Genomic DNA, 22079 nt, shown 5'->3' with positions numbered 1-22079 from the left:
ATGAAAAACATATGCCAGTTGTGAAACCAAAAAAGATTTGTTTATATATTTTTATAATTTTAAGTTTTGCAAGCCAATTTTTATATTGTATGTGCCTTGGTGGTGAAGAGATAATGAATTTTAAAAATAACCAATTTTCCTTAAAAAACGATCCAAAAGCCATCTATAATAAATTGGAAAATGGCTTCCAATATGCCATATACAGCGATGATGATTCCATCTTAAATAAAGAAATTTATATCTATCTGATTGTAAATGTTGGATCTCTGATGGAAACCGATGAGCAACTAGGTATGGCTCATTTTCTCGAGCACATGGCCTTCCGCGGTTCAGAAAATTTTCCCAAGGGCAATATGATAGAGGAAATGCAAAAGATAGGCATGGACTTTGGTGCTAAATTGAATGCCTCAACTTCCTATATGCACACCGTCTTCCAGATGGAACTCCCAAATGCAGATTTGCAAAATATATATAAGTGTCTATTGGCGGCGAAGGATTTTTCCGATGGTCTTAGCATAGAGCAATCCGAAGTAGAAAGTGAACGAGGAGTGATATTATCAGAACTTAGAGATAGGAATGATTATAAATTTCGCTTGAGAGAAAAATGTACACAGTTTTTGTATGGAGATACCATATTGCCAAAAAAAAGTCCCATAGGAAAAAAAGAAATAATTGAGAAAACCACACCCGAAGATTTGAGGAAATTTTATACCACCTGGTATACTCCGGATAGAATATTCTTGGCCATTGCAGGAAAGGTAGGAGATGTGGCTGCCGTTGAAACCAAAATAAAATCACTATTTTCAGGACTGAAAAAATGTGAATCCACCAAAAATATATCCATTGGAAATTTCGATAAGCACGGTACATTTTACCAATTTAACGTGGAAAGGGATAGCCCATCAACCTTGGTTGCCGTTTCCTGTTTAATGGGCAAACCCTATGAAGGAGATAGCATAGAATATATAAAAAATGAAATTCTTAGAAGCATTGTGACTGACATAATGAATGCTCGGCTGGAAGAGCTTGCGAAGGCAAAAAACTTTACATTCACCTCGGGATCTTTCGATTTCTTTCATGATACCATATTTTGCTATGAACAGTCATCGATGAAGCTTTTTTGTGAAAATGACAAATGGAAAGAATGTTTGGTCATAGCTGTCCAAGAAGTAAAAAAAATGCTCGAATTCGGATTTACCGATGAGGAATTTGAAAGAGAAAAAAATGCCTTCGAAAAACAGATAAGTGATCTAATCATAACCTATGCCAAAAGGAAATCATTGCAAATAATAAACGGCCTATGGCTTTCTCATATCACGAAAAAATATTTTTTATCCATGGAGGATAAGCGTGATATATATAGTGATATCCTAAAAAACATCACCAAAGCCGAATGTGAAAATATGGTAAAATCTCTATGGGCTAGGGATAACAGATTTGTCTATATCAATTCAAATGAAACCGAAGCAAATTCGGAGGATGCCATAAAAGAAATCTTCGAAAAGGCAGTGGCTTCTCACGTCGAAAAAGGTAAATTTAAAAAAATTCCGAAAATATCCACCAAAAATTTTGGTAAGCCAGGGACGATTATCAGTCGAAAATATATTAAAGATTTAGATTTTTACCAAATAAAATTCTTCAATAATGTGAGACTGAATATAAAAAATATAAAAAAAAACAGCAACACTATAAATGTTTGCATTAGGTTTGGTGGAGGCCTATTGGATGCAAGTAAGTCTAAAGACTATGTTAATATTTTGGCTGAATCATTATTTATTGATGGAGGGCTTCTTACCCATAGCTCAACTGAAATCAAAAAAATTCTTTCGGATAAATCCATATCGGTGGATTTTTCGATAGCCGAGGATAGTTTTACATTGAATGGCATGTCTTTGGCCAATGAGAATGATTTTAATCTATTGATGGCCACACTATGTCATTACATAAAGCAGCCTGGATTCAGAGACGAAGCTATTCAAGAATTTAAAGCTTACATATGCAAATTATATAGAATCATCGAAAAAGTTCCAAGTGTTAAATTGATGAATGCTATCCATAGTGTAGTTACCAATGATGATACCAGATTATGTTTTCCGAGTTTTGATAAAATTAATCAACTTGGCATAGATGACGCGAAAGATTTAATACTGGATCCTCTTAGGCACGGTACCATGGAAATAACAATTGTGGGAAATGTTTCCATTGGTGATGCCATCAAGCAAACGGCCAAAACCTTTGGCACTTTATCCACCAGATCCAGTGAAAAACCATCCTATGCCGCCGAACGCAAAATAGACCTAAATCGCAAAGCCTGTAATTTACAGCATTATTTCGATGGAGAAGATCAAAAGGAGTTACTATCGGTTTTTTGGATCACCTGTCATTTGGCCGAAGAAACCATTTCCGAATGCCGAATATTTCATGTGATAAGAGCTATAATATCCGATAGAATGAGGGTTAAGATCCGCAAGGTTTTTGGAGAGGCCTATTCGCCATCAGTGGCCAATAGCAACAGCAATACATTTCATGGCTTTGGCATTCTAAAGCTTGAAATTTCCATCGATCCAGCAAAATTTGACGTGGTTAAGCATATTATCGACAAAGAAATCACCGATTTATATAAAAATGGTGTGACCGAAGATGAATTTTTTAGAGCGCTGGAACCCATAGTGCAGGAAACGAAAAATGATCTGGAAGATGAATTTTATTGGCTGGGAACCCTATCTATTTCTCAGGAAAAACCAGAAGTTTTGGATTGGGTGCGGCAGCGGCATGATTTTTTTAGGAGCATGACCATAAATGCTGTCAATGCGATTATCAAAAAATATTTGAAGCCCGAAGATATGTTTTGCCTACGAATGTGCCCTAAGGAAAAAAAATTCTCCGAATAGCACTAGGTAAAAAATTCCGCTGTCATTCCAAAGCTATCTATGGTTCCGGATAAAATATCAGACAGTAGGTAATTCAAATAGACAGTGATGGCATTGTCTAAAAACATAAATTCATAGCTAACACTGGCCCAAGTATCACCAGTTCTTTGGGCCAAAGCAAGTTCTAGCACTGGGTTTTCCTCGGGATTGCTCCATTCTTTAAAATCTATTTTCGCTCCATAGGTACCCAATATGTCGTTAAAATATATCTTAGACAAATCGACACTGGCTCTGGAACTGATATCCCAGGAAGCATCATAGTTATAACCAGCGAATTCCGGAGCTCGGATTATCCTATATTTTGGCAGCGAAGGATCGTCGGTCATGGAGAATGTTCGATCTATGCTGTAAGGAGAATTTGGACTAGAATCCAAGGTGAAACTGTAGCTGTAGCTGATGGTTATTTTATTTAATAGCCAATAAAAATTACACATAGCACTTTGGCTGAACCATAAAGCAGGCGCCGTGTATATATTGCTATCCAGTGGAATTGCATGGGGCACACCTGCTTCATTAACTCTGCATAGAAATGGATCGAAATTTGACATGGATTAGGGTATAAATGGTTCGCTGGCAATGGAGTAGCGTGTCTTAAAAACGCCCGAATCCGAAACATTTTCTTCTCTCAATTTCACCAGTAAATTTGTGGGTAGAGAGGAAACATCTAGTATCATTGACTTGCTCGTATCTTCCGGATCTTGAAAGGTGATTTTTTTATATTTTCCTGGGCCATAGGAAGAATTTTCGATCCGAGAAAATTTTCCCTGTTCGACAAAACCATTGCCTTCGGCCTCGGCCGTTGATCGAATGCCGAAGTTTTTTGATGAAAATCTTGTTCTATTGGTTCTTGTAAGTTCTGAAAGATCATCGGCACCAAGATGTTTGGCTGGTCCAAAGACCACGCGGGTTTCTCCGCCATCGAGATCTTCACTAACTTCTTGAATCACAGCATCCATTGTAGCCCAGATCGATTGGCCTCCCTGAAGGTTTAGTTTCTTTCCGAGAAATGTCATCGAAAGTTCTTTTTCGATGAATTTTATAAACCCATCGAATTGTAATATACTTACGCTATTATAAACTTGATCAGCCAAATCCAGCGGGACATCCTCTTCGGTAACCAGAGATGTGAGCCGCTTATAGGTGTAGGTGGTGGCGTTGGTCGCATTCAGTTTCACGGCCACGTCCCGATCGCAAACGGACTCATCTGTGGTTTGATAGGATATTTTTGCGGTAATCACATCTTGTTCCACAGTTTTATTCATCCAATCCGCCACATTGCCCTGAATGATTTCATTGGGCAATAGGCTCGATCGGCTTTGGTCTGAAATATTAATGTTATCAATTGGAATCTGTTCCAGGCCAGGAAGATGGGCTTTCCACCAGGCTATGCTATCGATTTGAATTTGTTCTGTTTTTATATACTGTTTGACATAGGTTGATTGGACTCCTTCGAGTTCTATGGTCATCACCAGAGATTTTAGTTCTGTGCCGGTGGCAGAAACTGGACATTTTTGAATCTGTATTGTCTTCCAACTTTTACCATCGGTGGAATGGGTTTTTTCGAACTTGAGTACCACCGCCGAGATTTGAAGATCATGTCGTGGCTGGATGGAAAATTCTGATATGTCAGTCGGAGACAATATATTAAATGTAACAGCTTCCAGCTGGTTTCTGGTTTTAATATACAAAGTTGGTTCATCGGTGGAGTAATCGAAATAGCCTATGGCGTCTGGAATCCAACGAAGTAATTTTTTTATGGCTTCTGCACAGGAAAGATCTTTACATTCATCAAAGGGGATATTTATCGGTAAATCCAGTGACGCATCAAGGAGTATTGGTACGGAGCAGGCATCTATGGCATAGGCCACAATTTCGCTAATTTGATCTCCTATGGTTATGGCTTCGCCGTCGGCATTTTGGCCCAAAATCAGACGGCTTTTGGTGATATTTTTCAACTGGCTTGAAGGATTATCCGGATCCATAGGCTCTTTCCAAACCTGCTGATAGATGATATTTTCCAAAAACCACCAGGTGCCAGACAAAGTATATTTATGAAATTCTGATTCCATGGAACCGTAGATCGGTGTCATGGTGACCACGCCCTGGAACCAAACATCAGAGTCGCGGTAGATTTTTATGTATTCATTCGCATCAAAGACCAATTTATCTAGAATTCCTTTGGATTTGATCACAAATGTAACCGTATCAGGGGCTTGATTGCAGAGATGCCGCTTCATGTCGCTGATTCCCCAATCGGCTAATGATTTCTGTTCTCCTTTATAAAGCAAAGACCAATTCATCATCAGCTCCTCAGGTTACCAATCTGTGAACGAAGCGTATCTATTTGTTGTTGAATAGTATAGCTAAGCCTATCCAGGTCATTGCGAAGTTTATTTATCTGAGTAATAATTGCATTATCATCCATATTAATTTATTCCGTAGATTGAAAAATTGCCACCGGTAATATTGCCAGAAATGGCCTCTATTTTCAGCGAATTTACATTGGCTAGGTCCGAATTTAGGAAAGTTGAACTGTACCTTCCTGCACCGGCTTCATTGGAGTAGGTACCCGAAGATTGTACGTGCCATAGGTAGTTCATTTCGGCCAGCAGCTGTAGATAAGCACTGGTGTCTCCGGCCTTCCATAGAGAGATATTTCCATTGAAAAATCCATCATAGGAGCGGAAATTTGTACTGCTATTCCCTAGAGGTACATAGCCGACGGTGCCGTTGTATTTTTCATATCTCGTCTCGTTACCTCTAAGATCAAACAACGAGGAAAAGTATTCCGAATCTGTCGTTATCCAAGAAGTTTCATCATTGACAGTGCTGCCGAAGACTATGGATAGAAGTGAATAAACTGGGCTTTTAGTACAACAATTCAGAACAATTTTGTAGTGCATGAATTGCGAGCTGTCTAACACTTCTGTGAAAATAACTGCCGGTGTGGAAGAACTTAGGTTAATTTTTTTCAGCAATTTCCAGGGATAATTTTTCCAAGAAAGTCCAGTTTCGGAGGTGGGATCTACCGTAAGTACTTGGTTTTCATTGCCCAAAGCCAAGGTGGTTGATGAATTTTCCTCATAACCGACTATCATGTCTCCTAGTTTGGCTATGGGAGATAGATTGTTGAAAGCTGATGTTTTATTGTTGGAACCTGTGCCTCCGGCATCTATCCCCAGTGGAGAAATGCCAGAAATGTTGCCTCCGGTGATGTCGACATCATCGCTGCCTTGCACAGCCATTGATCCTAGGCCAAGGTTTGTTCTGGCCACGGTTTCATCATCCAAATCCAAAAGATTTTTTGATTTGTTTGCGAAAAGCATATCGCATTCTGCGGCGGTGTAATATGTTTCCGGTGGCGGTGGCGGGATAATTGCGTCGCTGTTTCCGCCATCAATTATCCTAATCTTTCCAGCGCAAACAGTTACAATTTTCGCATCATTTTTCGTGACTATCCATAGACTTAGCCAATAATCGTCAGCGGCCAAGGATGTTTCCTTTTCAGAAAAACCAATGATGGCGTGTTGAGCAGTTCCGTTGGTCCAGGATTCCGGTGTGACACTATTGTCCAGCGAAGAAGTTTCGCCATACATCAGTGCCTGATTATCTCCATCCATCACCGTTCCATTGCTACTTAAAGCCTTAACAGCCAAACAGATCTTATCTATATTCGAAACATCAATTAGGTCTCCATGGGAAAATAGGCCCAATTGAAATTCTATGTCATTGGATTTCCAAAACTGGGCCGCCTCCTTGCGATTTACGTCAATGGGGAGGCAAAAAGCTTCGGTATCTATCCCTATGCGTAGTATAAACTTAGTTATTGTGGTCATATAAAAATTCCAGGTTGTTTGTTATTCTTCCACCGGTGATTTTATAATGATGCAATAGTGTATTTCCATTGGAGGAAGATTGAACCGTAACTAGCACGGCATTATGCATATAATAAGTGTTGTTACTTGGCTCACCGGTCAAAGTGAGATAGGATTGCAGTCCGGTGAGCTCCGATGAATGTTTCAAAGAATGGATTTGGGCACTTTCCTCCGAATCATATTTCTTTGTGACTTTGAACTCTATGATAATTTGGAGATTGCCTCTATCTATGGCTTTGACTTCGGTACCTCGGACCGTTTCGGCAATTTGCACATTTCTTTGGCCAGAAATTTTTAGATCGAAGGGATTTTCCTTTGCCTCATTTCCGGCGGCTAATACCACTGTACCAAATGATATTTTCATGATTTTATAGCGAACACATCGCTGTGAAATTTAGGGTTATTAGGTTGGTTTGATCTCCCATTTCTGACACCCAAGGGCTTGTGTCTGAGCAGGTTATATATCCATGCCAATGTTCAACCTCCGCCTTGGCCAAATGAAGTAACGAGGTAATTTTCTCTGCGATATTTATCGAACTTTTTCCGGAGTTATTTGTGTAAATATTTTCAATTACTTTCAGCTGAATATCTATGATTTCAAACACCGGACCTGGGGCATTTTTATCTATTTTTATCGGCACGGGAGGTATTACAAGGATCGCTACGCCAATACCTTCGCGAACGGCATTTGCTATAATACTCTCGATGTTGCTTTGCTTATGCGTAAATATGGGAATGCCTCGGAATTCGGTATTTTTTTCGATCAGTGAGACTAGGTAATCCTGAATTTTCTCTAAAATTCCATCCTTCGGTCTATACATATTAAAATCCTTTCAATGTTTCACCGGTTACAATGGTTTCCCTATGGCTTATTACTTCTAAGCCAAGGGCTTGAGAATTGTCAGCATCCTCTGGAATCGATACAAATACATCACCCTTTGCCACTCTCTTCAGATGTTCTCGGGATTGATTTGCCAGGCGAATCTGATCTTCGGACAATTTTAATCCAGGAATTCTGGTTTGAGCTATTTCCAAAATCAGGCTACAGGCCACACTTTTTAATTCCACAGGAAGGGCATCCGCGGAGGAGCTCAATGTATTCTGACGGTTGCTTTTGATTTCAGATCGAATCATTGAAGAGACATCTTTAATTATCTCCACCAATGGATCAGATTGATGTTTAGCCAGTGCCTGTTTGCGCAGCGCATCTACCTGCTCTGCAACCAGATAATCATATAGATCTCTGGGAATAATTTTAATCCAATTGGCCATGATATTTTTTCTGTTTTTTTGTTTTTTCCGGAGGATTTTCTATTTTTGCCTTTAAAAATCCTCCGTTGTCATCTATTTTGTTATTTCGTCATCGACTAACTGCCAGAAACAACCAATTTTCTTATGCCGGTGGTGGAAGTTATTACAATGTTGCTATAATGTTCCACTGTTATATCGCTGAATTTGCTATGTTCCTCCACATAAACCCTGAATGGTGAGCCATCGGCTGGCGTCACAAATCTTTTTATGTTAGCCGGTTCATCTTTCATGATTTCATTGTTTGTGAAAAACGCATATATGCTATTGCCCAGTATGGCCGTCTTGGATGTGGCCGCATTTTGGTAGCGCGCATTTATTACTCGGATTTCGTCCATAAATAGTTTGCAAGCAAGTTCTTCTAATGTTAAGCCAGCAGCACGATTGGCTCCGGCATTGTTTTGGGCATCATAAGCATTGGCTCTGATATCCCAGGCAGCTTCACCTATTACAAGTCGATTTGGTCGCAGGCCGGTGATATCCGTTGCGGCTTCTAATTCAGAACGTATATCTGCATCGGGGTTGGATTCATCAGACCATATGTATTGCCCCTCTGGTGCAACGGTTTGGGCGTTAGCTTCCAGAGCAGATATGGCTCGACGCAGTTCATTGCGGTATAATCTCTGCAGCAATAATTGAACATAGCGCTCACGCCAATCATCACCGGCCACATCATCGTGATCTACTCGAATTGTAAGTCCTTTATTAAAAGTCTTTGATGTAACTGATGTTCCGGTAAATTCGATTCTTTTAAAGGCCGAGCCAATGGAACGGATGTCATCGGTTTCGGACAAAAATGCTTCGTTGTTATTGGCAACTTTGAATTCAAAGCGCCGAGAAACAGGGATCATTGGAGCTAAAAAATTCAGTAATGATTCTATGTTTTCTCGGTCCTTCCAACCAACGGTAAAGGCCGTAAGTGGTTCAGAATAATGGGATGAAGTGAAGCGCGACTCATTGGCTGCACAAACCGTTCCATAATCCTGAAAACCGTCATCCTTTGGTAAAATCTCAAATGTATTCATTTTTATAGTGTTTTTTATAATGTGGGTAAAGTTATTCACCTATGGTATATTGAGTTGGTACGCAGGATAGCACCTCCACCATGCTATTTGCGATGGTGCTATTTAGGGCTATACCTATACAATTATAGCTTCCGGCGGCTGTGCCAATGGGTGCGATTTTTCCGTCGTCGGTTGGCCTAAGCAATTTTCCAGCTACTATGGTCTCGCTGGCAATGGCTTTTATGGTATCTGCAGAACCCAGAAGTGCTACATTCACAATATCTCCGGCCGATGCCTCATCGGTTGCAACGCCTATCGGCAGATCAGAATCTGTGCAAATATCGACCATGGCTGGATTGCTAGTATCGATTTTGACCAGAGTATATCTCTCTGTGATATTGGTTTTGGCAACCTTAGTAATGTTGCCTTCATGAGTACCTTCTGCAATGTTAGAGAATGTTTCTTTTTTCATATTTTTGTAGGTAAAAGTCTTGTTAATCAATGGGTTAGTCTATGAACAGCGATGGGTTTGACCTCTTCGCCCAGGCCCAAGCTTCATTATATCTATCGCCGGTGGCCGCCATGCGTTCCTGTACCAAGGTCAAGATTTTGTCTTTTTTTTCATAAAAACATTTGGTGCGATGGTTTAGTCCCATCGTTTTTGTTTGGGTGTTTAGATTGCCTAGGGCTAATGGAATGCTGTCTTGGTCACCATCAGTCGCATTTTTAGTGATTTGTTCGGAACTAGTTACATTTTTTTGATTTTGCAATCCATGGGTTTGGATCACTTGATAAAAATTCTCAATTTCGGCTTGGAGCTTTTTATTTTCATCGATCAATTCCTTGCATTGATTTTTCCATTTTTCAGAGTCTTCACCGAGAGATTTTAATGAAATTAGCTGTTCTTCAAAATCAACTAATTCGTTTACTCCAAATGACTTCATTAGCTTTGCGAGTTTTTCTCCATCGGATAAACTTACAAAGCTAGGTTGATCGATTAATCTGCAGGTTTTAATATTTGGATTATTTGTAAGGCCGAGAGATAGCAATTTTATTGGCTCAAAGTCATTGTTTGCCAGGATTTTCATCCGCCAACGAGGTGACAAAAATTTAAAAAATCCATTTTTAATCAATTGATAGCCTAGTGTGGACCAATGAATTAGAAGCCACATGCCATCAACCTTTGGTTCCAGGTCCTTGACTCTTCCGTAGACCACATGGCTCTTATGGCCCGGACGGCCGGAAAATGTGTTATCGTCGGGATGGCCTATGAAAATTGGCAGGCCAAGAAATTTTCTGCTCAATCTGCCGCGCAGTGATTTGAAATTTTTTACGATTATTTCGGCGGATGACCTACTAAAATGCTGCATGCCTTTGGGATGTGGATAATTTCCATAGGGTAATAATTTGACCCACTGATTTAGTGCTGTTTCGTCCATATTGGTTAAATTAGTATCCATTTTATATATTTTTCCTAAGAATGTTTTCTGAATTTTCCGGAGTGGTAAGACCGAATTTTTCTCGGATGTCCTCAACGGTCAATGGCACTCCCATGTCAAAAAGTTCGCGGTAGATGGCTATTTCATCCTTGCTGTTAGTCCTTGGTTTTGTAACCAACCTGATATAAGCCTTTGGTCCAGTGTCGCCGAATAAATGCCTGATGACAAATTTATCCACCTGTTCATTCAATGTCTCGGAAATCATGTTTGCATCGTCTTCTTCAATCAAAGCAGTTTCATCGGCCTGAAGCGAAGCTCCGGCCCCAGATGTTCTTGATAATGTTGATAAATCTGAACCACGCCATAGAGCAGAGATTGCTCGATCCATTCGGTCGACCAGCGCTGGGTAAGGTAGCTCTCCTCGGGTGGTTAAATCTATGGTTTCGATGGAGGTTCCTTCGGACATTAGGGCATTAAATTCTGCACCAAAATCGGCCACCGCATCCCGGGCTGCTTCCCATTGGGGTGATCCTGGCAAGGCATTGGTTATGCCTTTGATCCCAGGCATTCCATTGCGTTCACAATATACAAGCCAGTCTCGCAGAGGAAGATGTTTAAATAGGTAGGCAATCGAAGAAGCCTCCATTAAACCATCGCCGACGGTTATAAGCCAGGAGCCGTCTTCCAACGCAACACCATCGATGGCTGTGTCATTTTCGAGAAATCTCAGAGATCCGGTTTTATTTTCAAAAAACCATAGAGGAACAAACCTAAATACAGCGGTCAGCTTTAACTTATCTCTTTTAGTTTCAGGAACATAAATTATTTCATGCACTGCATATTTTTTACCTATGGCGTCCATCATTTGCTTCACCAGTAGGCCGAATCCGCCACGTTCATTGCCATCGCAGGCATGGGTGGCTGAGAGATTATCATAAAAATATTCCAGAGCACACTTATGATTCAGTGCCTCTTCGGACTGGTCCAGTGCGATGATTTCCCATTGCAATCTGGCCACTGATTTTTTCCTTTTTGCGGCAACACCTTGGATCACATCGTCTCTTCGCTCGATGGAATCCCAGGTCATGGCAGCGCTGCGGAGATAGCCCATGGCAAAGGAGTCCAACATATGGGACAATGAATCCGGGGTCAATGTTTTTATTGGATTAAACCTGGCTCTCATGGAGCTTTTAATCCTTGCTTCCGAAATCTGTGAAATTGTTTTCATAAAATTAAACCACTGTTAAACGCTTATGTCTTTGTATCTTAGTAAAAAATTGTTGCTTGATCATCGATGGGCATTGCTGGGCGGCATGAATTGCCAATGCCAGAGCCCAAAATCTATCGGCATGACCATTTTCGCTGCGATCTGCATGAAATCTAATGTTGCCAGAGAAAGTTATTTCTTTTTTTATGGCCCGCAGGTCGGAGCGGATGGCCGGATCATTGGGGATTTTTATCGAACCAGTTTCAAAGGTAGTAAGTAATAGATAAGCCAATGCTTCCTTTATATAGCTAGTAAAAGTAATGCCCTCGACTTTGTATTTTCCAAAAAAGGCCGCAGCACGCTCCGCAAATTGCCTACCGATACCGGTTTGATCTATGCATATTTTTCTCAAAAATGGTATTTTTAAAAACTCATGTAATAGTCGTTCCTGTTCGGAAAATGGTACGTCTTTTAGGCAAATCACCTGCCTTGTTTTTAAACAATCGCCGTTTTTTTCTAGCAACCAAAACACCGTAAGATCATGATTTCGCCCGATGTCAATTCCCAGGAATCCATCATTGCTTTGCAAAGCTTCATAGTTTCCGATCTCCCAATTTTCGCCATGTTTATAGGTACATTTGTCAATTAATTCCGTTGGCAAGAAAATCGACTGATCATCCCAAGGGACACACATATATTCCTGCATAAAAGATTCCTCGTCTGGGCAGGAATTTCTTATATGGTCAAAATATTCGGCTTCATCCATGGACTGCCTAGAATCATCTTCGGGTAATTTTTCCTTTAGTTTTGCCAAAAACCCTTGATCAAGAGCATCTTGTAGTGTAACTTTGTGGTGTGAAAATTTCTTTGGATTGCCATTTTCTTTGATATCTTTTAATAATCTATGGAAAAAATTTTGTGAACCTCGATGGGTGGATATGATTTCAAGGCGGCCGCCCCAGGTTATGCCTGGGTAAGCCACCGAATATAGTGTTTTTGGATTTTGATGTAGTGCAAACTCGTCCAATACACGATTGCCGCGCTTACCGGCCTGAGCGTCTGGGTTTGATGATAGGGAATGGATATGGGTGCTATTGAGGAAACGCAGTGAAAAAGAGGCGAATTGCCTCGATTCTGGTAATATTTCAGAGCCAATAGCTTGCGCGGCAATGTGTAAAATTTTACTAAAATTTTTGCAATCATCTAAAAAAAGTTTCGCTTGAATTTCGTCGCGGGATGATACCCAGGAATCAATCCTTTGATCGCAATTAGCATGATCTCTAACCAGGCCATAGGCTGAGGCCATGGAGATTCCGATCTGTCTGGACTTTTCCATTATCTTCAGCCTGGAATCATCATTAATCCATCGAGACTGGTAGGGCAAAAAAAACTTTTTAGAAATGTCCATTTACAATAGTTTGAGTTGTTTTTCAATGGCCTCGATCGCATCCTCTGGCAAAGATTGTTTGATATCTGTGTTTTGTTCATCATGTTTTGACTGTTCCATGGAACACATATTGCTATGGCAGGCAAAAAGCTTTTGAATGACGCCGGATAGTGTGTTCAAATCGGAAACCGAAATCTCATCAGATTTGCAAAGTAAATCAAAAAGTATTTGCCAAATGCGTGCCAGAGAAGCACTTGCGATGGATGAAGAAATTGCTAAACTGTCCAGAATCATCCCAGAATTGCGTTTCGCATATTTTATTTTATCCAAATGCGCCATGAAATTTTTCTGTTCAATAGACCTGTCCCGAGTTCCCATGGTTAAGCTAAACTATATCTTTTTAGCCCATAGCTTGAATCATCTCCAAATTCAACTATCAAACCATGGGCTAGTAACTCTTCTAATACCAAAATTAAATCCCGATCTGTGAATTTGCAGCCAAATAACTGCAAGCCTTTGCGGATCAAATCCATGGGCAAAGAAGCTGGGGATGCTGCCCTCAGTTGTTCCAAAACCACGGTTTTTAATGTCTGTTTAGATTTCATCGCCAACGATGGAAGTATAACATAGAAATTTTCTATGATAATAAATCGGTTTGGGCTGTTGTGTAGAGTAGTAAGGGGCATTGGATTGCGATGAATTGAAAGTTTGATATATCTGCGTGATAAAAGGATAAGGATCAATGGAGCTCCATTACCATGAAATTTATAGCAGCGAATTAAAGTCCATGGACTAAATCAATGGATGCAATTAGATGTAGTGCTGCTAGATTGAATTTGTAACCCACCGAAGTGCTAGGACTATCCAATAATTGTATAAATCTGTGATTGTCCAAAATCCATGGCTGCCCGGCCAGGATTCGAACCTAGACTAACGGGACCAAAACCCGCTGTGCTACCGTTACACCACCAGGCAACGCTGTGGTTCATCGAACAAACGGCTTAAATTCTTGCAAGTAAAAAGTAACGATGGCGTGGAGTTTATTTGTCATCGTCATAGGAAACTTCACAACAAACATTACATGGTAGGCCTAAGGCTTTTAGGGTACGTTTGTTAATGCATTTATATGTGGGACATTTTTGTACAGGAATTTGATCCATTGGGATACCAAATTGATTGATATACAGTATGTCTGCAGCTATTTTACCGGCCATATAATAATTTGACACGGTTCCAAAAAGAGCACCATCAGCAACCATTTTTTCGATTTCGGCAATGGATGGAATTTTCAATTCATTGGCCACGCTGACGATGTCTTTTATGTTTGAAACAAATATTGATCCGGCGGTGATGAACAATGCATCCATTGAATATTTATCCCTAGCCATTTTTATTTTAGATATGGTGCTTTGAAGATCTTTCTTTTTGTTTATGTCAATCTGCTGGACTTCAAATCCAAATTTTTTTGCGCTTTCTACTATTTGAGAGTAACTATCTAGGCAATTCTGTTCCTTGGTACTGACCAGCACGCCGAGTTTTTTAAATTTTAGAAACTCCATGGCATTGCTGATCTGCGCATCGATGGATGCCGAAGATTTAATGCCAGATAAATTGCCTCCGTTATGGCTGTGGTTGTCATTGACCAGACCGCATTTTTCTGGGAAGCTTACCACATTAAAAATTTGCGGCACAGAGTTTTTTAGTTTATCCGCCACCAGCAATGAAGCCTGAGTTCCAAATGTATAGACATAGTCAATTCCATTGGTAGTGAATTTTTTTGATAAAAATTTTATCAGTGAGTTTACGCTTTGGCCAGCATCAAAATTTATACATTTAGCATCATAATTCATATTTTTTAGCCTATCAAAAAAACCACGTTCTGCATCGGTACTTCCTCGCCAGGTTATGATAAGTATGTTTAGGCTCTTTTTGTCATGATAGGATAGATAATCTTTTTTCTGACTACTATCTGATTTATCCATTGGCGAAAAATTTTTCGCTTTTTCCGCTTCCTGATTCGTTATATTACCAGCAATATCGCCATTGCCATAGCCATAGGAAAAACAGCCAAATAAAATCAATGCATAGACAAAGCCAATGTGCATGGCTGTCATATATTAAAATATGGTGCTGTGTCAATTTATTGCAATTTATAGATCCACATCTATTCCCACCGGTGCATGATCTGAACCATAGATTTTGCTAAATATAAATACCGATTGGATAAGATTCAGTAATTTTTTGCTGACAAGAACATAGTCTAACCGCCATCCCACATTGCGTTCCCTGGATTTCATTCTATAGGACCACCAACTGTAGGCCTTTTTTTTCTCTGGATAAAAATATCTATAGCTATCCACGAAGTTGTTGGCGATATAATTTGAGAATCCAAGCCGCTCTTCATCGGTGAACCCATTGCTAAGATGGTTGTTGTTTGGATATTCCAAATCTATTTCTTGATGGGCAACATTGAAATCTCCACAGGCTATCACTGGTTTCATCGATTCCAGCCTAAGTAATAGCCTTAAAAATTCCACATCCCATATCTTATGCCGAAATTCCAGCCTAGATAGATCTGACTTTGAGTTTGGAGTATAGACATTTACTAGAAAAAAATTGTCATATTCGCTGACAATAACCCTACCCTCTTGTTCATCGATGGTGGATTCAGGAGCGGTATTTGAATCCACTGCCAGGATATCTGGATTGGAAAAAATTGCTGTACCTGAATAGCCTTTTCGCTTTGCACTGTTAAAAACCATATGATGAAATCCAAGATCAATGATGGGATCTACTTCCTGATTCATTTTAGTTTCCTGCAGGCATAATATATCGGGATTTATAGAGGAAATTACACCAGAAAAATCCTTTTTCATCATCGAGCGAAGACCATTTACATTCCAGGAAATTATTCTCATTAATTAATTTTTATGATTTTCTTGCCTTCGGGCAACCTGCTTTCAACCAAGCATTTATAAACATATCTATATTGCCATCCATGACGGCCTGTACATTTGTACTTTCCACGCCGGTGCGCAGATCTTTTACCAATTGATAGGGCTGAAATACATAGCTGCGAATTTGATTGCCCCATCCTATTTCACCTTTTTCTCCATAGAATTTATCCATTTCCGAACGCTTTTCATCCTGCATTCTTTCATAAACCCTCGCTCTAAGTGTCTTCATAGCCAGATCTTTATTTTTATACTGTGACCTTTCATTTTGGCAGGTCACCACCAGACCTGTGGGCAGATGAGTTATGCGGATAGCTGACTCGGTTTTATTGACATGTTGGCCACCTTTTCCACTGGAACGATAGGTATCTATTCGAATATCTTCATCCTTGATATCGACTTCCACATCGTCTTCCAGTTCGGCCACCACATCGACGGAAGAAAATGAGGTGTGGCGCTTATGGTTGGCATCGAAGGGACTCAATCTAACCAATCTATGTACGCCACGTTCGGCCTTTGCATAGCCATAGGCATTTTCTCCAATTAATCTGAGCGTAATGCTGCTCAGACCGATGCCATCGCCTTCCTGTATGTCCTGAATTTCCATGACGAAATTTCGGCGTTCGACCCATCGCATGTACATGCGAAACAGCATATCGGCCCAATCGCAGGATTCAGTTCCGCCAGCACCGGCATGTATGCTAAATATGGCATTGCAGTGATCCATGGGTTGGTTCAGAAAAGATGTCAATTCCAGAGAGTCCATATCGGTCTCTAGATTCGCAATGGTGACTAGAAGTTCACGAAGATATTCTTCATTATCGTTTTGCTGATCGATCAAATCTGCTAGCACCATCACATCGTCTAGTTTCTGTTTAAATTCAACAATGGCTTTGATCGTGCTTTTTAATTTATTTATCCTGGTTACCATATGCTGAGCGTTTTCCTTGTTTTCCCAAAAACTGTCAACGGCCATTTCCGTTTCTAATCTCATGATTTCAAGCCTATTGCCGTCCACATCTAAAAAGTTGGCAATGGCATTGGATCTCCTGATTAATTCTTGGATAGACGTACTAATTTCTGTTGGAAGAGCCATGGTGGTGCTAGAATCTTGAGTGGCGATAACTTCGTCAATTAAATAAAATTCTTGATGAATCCGATGGCACCTGGCTCATCTTGAAATTTGCCTTTCAATTGGGCTTCAAAAGCCAGATCTAGCAATTTTCTGAATTTTTTATCCGGCGTCAATCCGAGGCCTATTAGATGACGTCCAAGCAGTATGGGGCTAGGTTTCGACGATAAAATGCCAAGTTTTTCGGCTTGTGCTTTAACCAATGCCTCATTTGATCCGTGGGGTTTAAACCTCCGAAATGTGTCGCAAAGGGATATTTTTATCAATAGATCTATTCGACCAACCTTATTTGCCAAAGCACGTATGCCGGAATCCATATCATTAACTTTTATCACATCTCTAATGGCCATGTGGTGCTTTACCAATGGTAGGATTTGGGTAACCATAGATTTTGGCATACGCATTCGCTCTAAAAATGCTTTAGCTGGAATTACGCCATGTTTGCCATGATGGTAGCTGCCGTGTACCCCTGTTTCATTACGAAAGGTGGTGGCTGGTTTGCCAAAATCATGACATAGCAATGCAAACCCAACCACCATGTCGTCAAAAAATTTACCATTCCTAACCTGAGGAAGATGATCCAATGCAATGCATATATGTTCAAAAACATCTCCTTCGGGGTGAGACAAAATATCCTGTTCACAGCCAACAAGATTACTTATTTCTGGAAAATATTTTAGCCACCCACAGGCTCTAAGAAATCTGATGCCTCTGGATGGTGTTTTGCCAAACAGTAGCAATTTTTTCCATTCTTCTAAAATTCGTTCGGCAGAAATATTATCACAGGAAAGTTTGCTGGAAATTTTGATGGTTTCATCGGCCACAGTCAAATTAAATCTGGCCGCAAATTGCATGGCCCGAAGTACTCTCAAGGGGTCTTCGATAAATTTTTCACTAGTATGCCTAAGTATTTTGTTTTCAATATCTTTCATGCCGCCAAATTGGTCAATTACATGATTTTTTAATGGGTCAAAATATAAGGCATTCATGGTAAAGTCTCTGCGGACTGCGGCACTGCTGATATCCATATTAATCCTTTCGGCTATGGAAAAATCCCTGTGAGTTTCACCAATTTTTTCTTCGATTCTTGGTACGGAAATATCCACGCCTAGGTCATGAACCTTTATGACGCCGAAGCTCTTTCCCACCTGGTCAATTCTATGGTCTTTTGCCAATAGAACCGAAAGTTTTTCCGAATTAATGTTAAAAACTTCGATATCTATGTCGGTGATGGGTTCATTGAGAATTGCATCCCTAACACATCCACCAACAAAATAACATTTCGCTCCGGCGGAATGCAAAGTCGATATGATTTTACTTAGTTTGCCTGCGAAAGCCAGATTTGTAAGATCATGTAACATTTTCTATTGGCTATAGGTAACCATAAAAACTTTACCATAAAAAAAGAAGATCCAAAGACCTTCTTGGTTGTCAATCTGATCCTATTCGGTTACGGCGGATTCAATGGTGTGTAAAAAGTTTAGTACACCTGCGCTAACACCTTTTCCAAGTTGGTTGTCAATTAGCTTGATGGCCAAATTTTTAAAATCTCCCTTCAATTGTTTCAGCATTTCATATTGGTTTTTATTTTTAATTTCCTTTTTATTAGAAAATTTACCAGTACTATCATTAAACAAATGTCTTTGATCGAGCTCAAATATCAATGACCTTACAACGGGCTCTTCTAAGCCGCTAATCACTTCTATGGCGAAATCTTTTATCACATCGTAGTTTTCTCGATTTATTGGTAACTGGAAGACATTATACCATAACCTTATAGTGGTTAGTACCTTACGTAGTATTAGGCTGAATAAGCCTCCATTACCACTGATGGCGTCTATCGATCTCCTCATAATGGTCAAATCTTCATGGGTAACACCCATCATGTCTGGTCTGATGTTTCTATGGTTTGTATTTGTCAAACACATCTTGATATTTGCTTCCATATCTTCTTGGCTATTAATGGTGTAATTCTTTAGCATATCAATTATCATATTTTTCGTAAAAGATGGGAAAGTATTAGCAAGATTCATATAGATTTTCATGATTACCATATTTTTCAATTCCTGTGGAAGTTCTTCCGAAAAATCCATTTCCCGATCTACTCCATAGAGACCTCTATTCAAAATGTTATTCACAAAACCCAGATCAAATCCCATGCTCTCCAATATATCATTCTCCATGTTCGAGCACATGATGGAAAAGTTCATTGGTGGTGGCATTTCATCGGTTTTGTCACATTTACACAAAAAAGAACTCAGTATGCTTTGCTTTGAAACTGTCTGATGGCTGTTGGCATAGGAATTTAAGCAATTTGTTACCAAATTAATGATATTGGTTCCTATTTCGCTGAGAATCCCGCGTATTTGGCTTTCAATTTCCGCTATGAGTGATTTGGGAAGTTTGACCTTAAATCCATAGCACATTAAGAGCAATTCATCCATGGCTCGCAATCCCACTTGATATAAAAATCCTTCATCTCCCGAAACCACATTTTTTGCAAAATATCTTATGGCCATTTTTTCGCGGCTGGCCAGTCTATTGCCATCTACGGAATAAGCAAAAGAATCTTCATTCATTATAAACAATCGCAGACTGTTAGATTCTTCCATATTGGATATAGTGTAGTCATTGCTTCTAAATTCATTTATGACAGTTCTTACAAATGATGGCAATTCATTGGCAACTATATGCAAAGCTGTATATTTTACCGCGGCTATTATATCTGATACAATTCCGTTTTCATCTAATTTGTCCAGGTCTGCTTCTTCTGATGTTATGGTTCTTCTGAGCAATCCTTTTCTGTGCCGAGCCGATTCTGGCCCAGATGGATTTTCTCCAAATCCAAAACCTATGTGACAAGGATCATCCGAAAGTGACTCAGATTTATATATAGACAACAGCATCGAATGTGACGATGGACGTTGCACCAGTGGTTTAAGTTTAAAAGATGTTGATCTTTTAAGTTTATTATGTTTACCAGCCAATGCTGTGGATGTCCATGATAAAGAGCTGAAAATCACAATACCGGCTAGATATTTTTTTATCTTTATTGTATCCATGAGTAAAATTTTATTGAAAATTATAATAATATCCATATAGAAAAGCTTTTTTTATTTTGTGTACTAATATTTATTCAAAATTGTAATTAATTATAAAGTTTCTTGACAATTTTCTATAGGTAGTTCCGTTTTGAATTTGCCTTGTTGGATGCTTTTTATTATAATTTAACATAGATGAGGTCATGGTAGTATATTAACAAGATTGCAGTCATGTAATTTTGAAATTTAGTGTAATGTTAACGAAATACAAATCTGGTAGTATTGCAGAGTTATGGGCAGTGTCCTGGCCTATGATGATGGCATCCATGTCTAACTATTTTGTTTGCCTTGCAGATCGGATAATTTTAGCAAAATATTCCACCGAGGCATTTACTGCAGCTTCCGGAGCACATCCATTTTATTGGTTAAACGTACGGACGATGATGGCTTTCATCGCAGTTACCAGTGTATTTGTTGGTTATTTCAATGGTACAAAAAAATATCATCATATAGGCAATGTAGTATGGCAGACCATATTTGTTTCATTTGCCTATTGGATAATTTTGATTCCCATGATAATATATGCCAAGGCGCTGCTGGCAGAACCGATTGAAGAACTTGGTACACCTTATCTTAGAATAACATTGGCATTTTTACCATTTTCATTGGCCGGATTTGGATCCATAGGGTCATTTTTTATTGGCCGAGGTGAAACTCTGATAATGCCATTGGTATCGATTGTGTCAAATTTAATAAACGTTGTGGCAGATTTTGTTTTTGTGTTTGGAAAATTTGGAGTACCAGAGATGGGGATAAGGGGCGCTGCCTATGCCACGGGGTTATCTAATGTTACTTCCTTTGTCATATTTTTGATGATATTTTTAAAAAAAAATTATGCGGAAAAATTTCATACCAACGTGGCAAAATTATCGCCAAATCTATTGAAAAGGTGTTTTTCCATAGGGTTACCTACTTCCATGAATTCATTGATAAATTCCATTGGTACGGCCGTGGTGTTTCAAATTATAGCAAAGTTTTGTTCCCACGACGATTTGGTTTCCTATAGCATAGCTTCGTCGGTGTATATGTTTTTTCGGTTTGTTTTGGATGGCATTGGCAAGGGCGTATGTTCCATTGCATCCAATAGTATAGCCTGTGGCGAGCTTCAAACCATTAGGCGCCTATTTATTTCATCGCTTAAGGTAACCTGTATATTTGCTGTGATAACTAGTTTTTTTATGATTATCAATACAAATATGGTAGTTTATTGGTTTTCCAATGATGATTACCAGAAAGGCACAGATAGTATATTGAATTCCATGTTATTTTGGACCTGGGTAACCATAATCATTGAAAGCGTAAGATGGTCGTTACAAAATATACTAATTTCCGCTGGCGATACTAGGTTCACCACCATTTCGAATATATTATGTTTTTGGCTTTTTGCATTTTTCCCCACAGTTTTACTGATATGCAAATTTGGCCATGTTGCGTCAGTATGTTGGATATTTTTTGCCGTGGATAATGTGATGAGAATTTTGTCTAATTTGCGAAGAGTTACTTCAATAAAATTCAAAAATAAAGCCATGAATTTGTCTTATTACTGAGCATTTTTGATGCAAACTTCTCTATTGAAATTTTTCCGAAACGTCAGTGTTTTTATTGATTTTATAAGAATCGTACCCTTTTTACCGATGAAATTTTTCTGCTGAGCGGAGAAAGCAGTGGGGTGATGTAGGATTTTTGGGATGATGTTTGTAAATTTGGCCTATGGTTTCCCGGTGGATTTCTGGCAAAATTTC

At 39.4% G+C, this 22079-nt stretch carries 20 protein-coding genes and 1 tRNA gene; 2 read left to right on the top strand and 19 right to left on the bottom strand.

Annotated features, from left to right (window positions below; genetic code table 11):
- Positions 1–89: 89 nt before the first annotated feature.
- Positions 90–2891, top strand: coding sequence for an insulinase family protein (locus tag LBH49_04035; GenBank protein ID MDR0351777.1), 2802 nt, complete (start codon positions 90–92; stop codon positions 2889–2891).
- 2 nt (positions 2892–2893) lie between these two features.
- Here LBH49_04035 and LBH49_04030 read toward each other — a convergent pair whose 3' ends face one another.
- The 19 genes from LBH49_04030 to LBH49_03940 form a co-directional block, all read right to left on the bottom strand.
- Positions 2894–3478, bottom strand: coding sequence for a hypothetical protein (locus LBH49_04030; protein MDR0351776.1), 585 nt, complete (start codon positions 3476–3478; stop codon positions 2894–2896).
- A 3-nt stretch (positions 3479–3481) separates the two neighbouring features.
- Positions 3482–5233, bottom strand: a complete 1752-nt coding sequence (locus LBH49_04025) for a hypothetical protein (protein ID MDR0351775.1) — start codon at positions 5231–5233, stop codon at positions 3482–3484.
- Between the two features lie 123 nt (positions 5234–5356).
- Positions 5357–6766 (bottom strand): hypothetical protein, encoded by a 1410-nt coding sequence (locus tag LBH49_04020; protein ID MDR0351774.1) that lies wholly within the window; start codon positions 6764–6766, stop codon positions 5357–5359.
- A complete protein-coding gene (locus LBH49_04015) occupies positions 6750–7169 on the bottom strand; it encodes a hypothetical protein (GenBank protein ID MDR0351773.1) in 420 nt (139 codons plus the stop codon). The genes LBH49_04020 and LBH49_04015 overlap by 17 nt, the downstream gene beginning before the upstream one ends.
- A 4-nt stretch (positions 7170–7173) precedes the next feature.
- Positions 7174–7626 carry a hypothetical protein gene (locus LBH49_04010; GenBank protein MDR0351772.1) on the bottom strand — a complete coding sequence of 151 codons (453 nt, stop codon included), beginning with the start codon at positions 7624–7626 and terminating at the stop codon, positions 7174–7176.
- A 1-nt stretch (position 7627) separates the two neighbouring features.
- Entirely contained in the window at positions 7628–8077 is a 450-nt protein-coding gene (locus tag LBH49_04005; protein ID MDR0351771.1) for a hypothetical protein, read from the bottom strand.
- Between the two features lie 95 nt (positions 8078–8172).
- On the bottom strand, positions 8173–9138 hold the full coding sequence (locus tag LBH49_04000; GenBank protein MDR0351770.1) for a hypothetical protein: 966 nt from the start codon (positions 9136–9138) through the stop codon (positions 8173–8175).
- 31 nt (positions 9139–9169) lie between these two features.
- Positions 9170–9589 carry a DUF2190 family protein gene (locus tag LBH49_03995; GenBank protein MDR0351769.1) on the bottom strand — a complete coding sequence of 140 codons (420 nt, stop codon included), beginning with the start codon at positions 9587–9589 and terminating at the stop codon, positions 9170–9172.
- Positions 9590–9623: 34 nt separating this feature from the next.
- A complete protein-coding gene (locus tag LBH49_03990; GenBank protein MDR0351768.1) occupies positions 9624–10556 on the bottom strand; it encodes a phage protease in 933 nt (310 codons plus the stop codon).
- 22 nt (positions 10557–10578) lie between these two features.
- Positions 10579–11784, bottom strand: a complete 1206-nt coding sequence (locus LBH49_03985) for a DUF935 domain-containing protein (GenBank protein MDR0351767.1) — start codon at positions 11782–11784, stop codon at positions 10579–10581.
- A gap of 4 nt (positions 11785–11788) precedes the next feature.
- Entirely contained in the window at positions 11789–13171 is a 1383-nt protein-coding gene (locus LBH49_03980) for a terminase family protein (GenBank protein MDR0351766.1), read from the bottom strand.
- The gene (locus LBH49_03975) at positions 13172–13489 is read right to left on the bottom strand and encodes a hypothetical protein (GenBank protein ID MDR0351765.1); all 318 of its coding nucleotides are present in this window, start codon (positions 13487–13489) and stop codon (positions 13172–13174) included.
- A 41-nt stretch (positions 13490–13530) separates the two neighbouring features.
- Positions 13531–13755, bottom strand: a complete 225-nt coding sequence (locus tag LBH49_03970) for a hypothetical protein (GenBank protein MDR0351764.1) — start codon at positions 13753–13755, stop codon at positions 13531–13533.
- 296 nt (positions 13756–14051) lie between these two features.
- Positions 14052–14125 (bottom strand) — tRNA-Gln (locus tag LBH49_03965).
- 65 nt (positions 14126–14190) lie between these two features.
- A complete protein-coding gene (locus LBH49_03960; protein ID MDR0351763.1) occupies positions 14191–15264 on the bottom strand; it encodes a hypothetical protein in 1074 nt (357 codons plus the stop codon).
- A gap of 36 nt (positions 15265–15300) precedes the next feature.
- Positions 15301–16068, bottom strand: a complete 768-nt coding sequence (xth, locus tag LBH49_03955; GenBank protein MDR0351762.1) for an exodeoxyribonuclease III — start codon at positions 16066–16068, stop codon at positions 15301–15303.
- Positions 16069–16078: 10 nt separating this feature from the next.
- Positions 16079–17200, bottom strand: coding sequence for a peptide chain release factor 2 (gene prfB, locus LBH49_03950; GenBank protein ID MDR0351761.1), 1122 nt, complete (start codon positions 17198–17200; stop codon positions 16079–16081).
- A 38-nt stretch (positions 17201–17238) separates the two neighbouring features.
- Positions 17239–18597 (bottom strand): polynucleotide adenylyltransferase, encoded by a 1359-nt coding sequence (locus tag LBH49_03945; protein MDR0351760.1) that lies wholly within the window; start codon positions 18595–18597, stop codon positions 17239–17241.
- Between the two features lie 81 nt (positions 18598–18678).
- Positions 18679–20298, bottom strand: a complete 1620-nt coding sequence (locus tag LBH49_03940) for a hypothetical protein (protein MDR0351759.1) — start codon at positions 20296–20298, stop codon at positions 18679–18681.
- A 233-nt stretch (positions 20299–20531) separates the two neighbouring features.
- Here LBH49_03940 and LBH49_03935 point away from each other — a divergent pair, with 233 nt between their 5' ends.
- Positions 20532–21884: an MATE family efflux transporter gene (locus LBH49_03935; GenBank protein ID MDR0351758.1), complete on the top strand. Its 1353-nt coding sequence runs from the start codon at positions 20532–20534 to the stop codon at positions 21882–21884.
- Positions 21885–22079: the final 195 nt, after the last annotated feature.

The sequence above is a fragment of the Puniceicoccales bacterium genome (assembly GCA_031255005.1).
In the GTDB taxonomy this organism is placed as follows: domain Bacteria; phylum Verrucomicrobiota; class Verrucomicrobiia; order Opitutales; family LL51; genus JAIRTH01.
This window is presented reverse-complemented; position numbering and strand designations above follow the sequence as displayed.

What these genes read in the sequence shown, in the direction of transcription:
- LBH49_04010 (MDR0351772.1), bottom strand. Translation starts at nt 7,626, where the DNA reads ATGTATAGACCGAAGGATGGAATTTTAGAGAAAATTCAGGATTACCTA.
- LBH49_04020 (MDR0351774.1), bottom strand. Translation starts at nt 6,766, where the DNA reads ATGACCACAATAACTAAGTTTATACTACGCATAGGGATAGATACCGAA.
- LBH49_03990 (MDR0351768.1), bottom strand. Translation starts at nt 10,556, where the DNA reads ATGGACGAAACAGCACTAAATCAGTGGGTCAAATTATTACCCTATGGA.
- LBH49_03940 (MDR0351759.1), bottom strand. Translation starts at nt 20,298, where the DNA reads ATGGATACAATAAAGATAAAAAAATATCTAGCCGGTATTGTGATTTTC.
- LBH49_04035 (MDR0351777.1), top strand. Translation starts at nt 90, where the DNA reads ATGTGCCTTGGTGGTGAAGAGATAATGAATTTTAAAAATAACCAATTT.
- LBH49_03945 (MDR0351760.1), bottom strand. Translation starts at nt 18,597, where the DNA reads ATGTTACATGATCTTACAAATCTGGCTTTCGCAGGCAAACTAAGTAAA.
- LBH49_03935 (MDR0351758.1), top strand. Translation starts at nt 20,532, where the DNA reads ATGTTAACGAAATACAAATCTGGTAGTATTGCAGAGTTATGGGCAGTG.
- LBH49_04030 (MDR0351776.1), bottom strand. Translation starts at nt 3,478, where the DNA reads ATGTCAAATTTCGATCCATTTCTATGCAGAGTTAATGAAGCAGGTGTG.
- LBH49_03970 (MDR0351764.1), bottom strand. Translation starts at nt 13,755, where the DNA reads ATGAAATCTAAACAGACATTAAAAACCGTGGTTTTGGAACAACTGAGG.
- prfB (MDR0351761.1), bottom strand. Translation starts at nt 17,200, where the DNA reads ATGGCTCTTCCAACAGAAATTAGTACGTCTATCCAAGAATTAATCAGG.
- LBH49_04025 (MDR0351775.1), bottom strand. Translation starts at nt 5,233, where the DNA reads ATGATGAATTGGTCTTTGCTTTATAAAGGAGAACAGAAATCATTAGCC.
- LBH49_03995 (MDR0351769.1), bottom strand. Translation starts at nt 9,589, where the DNA reads ATGAAAAAAGAAACATTCTCTAACATTGCAGAAGGTACTCATGAAGGC.
- LBH49_03985 (MDR0351767.1), bottom strand. Translation starts at nt 11,784, where the DNA reads ATGAAAACAATTTCACAGATTTCGGAAGCAAGGATTAAAAGCTCCATG.
- LBH49_03980 (MDR0351766.1), bottom strand. Translation starts at nt 13,171, where the DNA reads ATGGACATTTCTAAAAAGTTTTTTTTGCCCTACCAGTCTCGATGGATT.
- LBH49_04015 (MDR0351773.1), bottom strand. Translation starts at nt 7,169, where the DNA reads ATGAAAATATCATTTGGTACAGTGGTATTAGCCGCCGGAAATGAGGCA.
- LBH49_03975 (MDR0351765.1), bottom strand. Translation starts at nt 13,489, where the DNA reads ATGGCGCATTTGGATAAAATAAAATATGCGAAACGCAATTCTGGGATG.
- LBH49_03960 (MDR0351763.1), bottom strand. Translation starts at nt 15,264, where the DNA reads ATGACAGCCATGCACATTGGCTTTGTCTATGCATTGATTTTATTTGGC.
- LBH49_04005 (MDR0351771.1), bottom strand. Translation starts at nt 8,077, where the DNA reads ATGGCCAATTGGATTAAAATTATTCCCAGAGATCTATATGATTATCTG.
- LBH49_04000 (MDR0351770.1), bottom strand. Translation starts at nt 9,138, where the DNA reads ATGAATACATTTGAGATTTTACCAAAGGATGACGGTTTTCAGGATTAT.
- xth (MDR0351762.1), bottom strand. Translation starts at nt 16,068, where the DNA reads ATGAGAATAATTTCCTGGAATGTAAATGGTCTTCGCTCGATGATGAAA.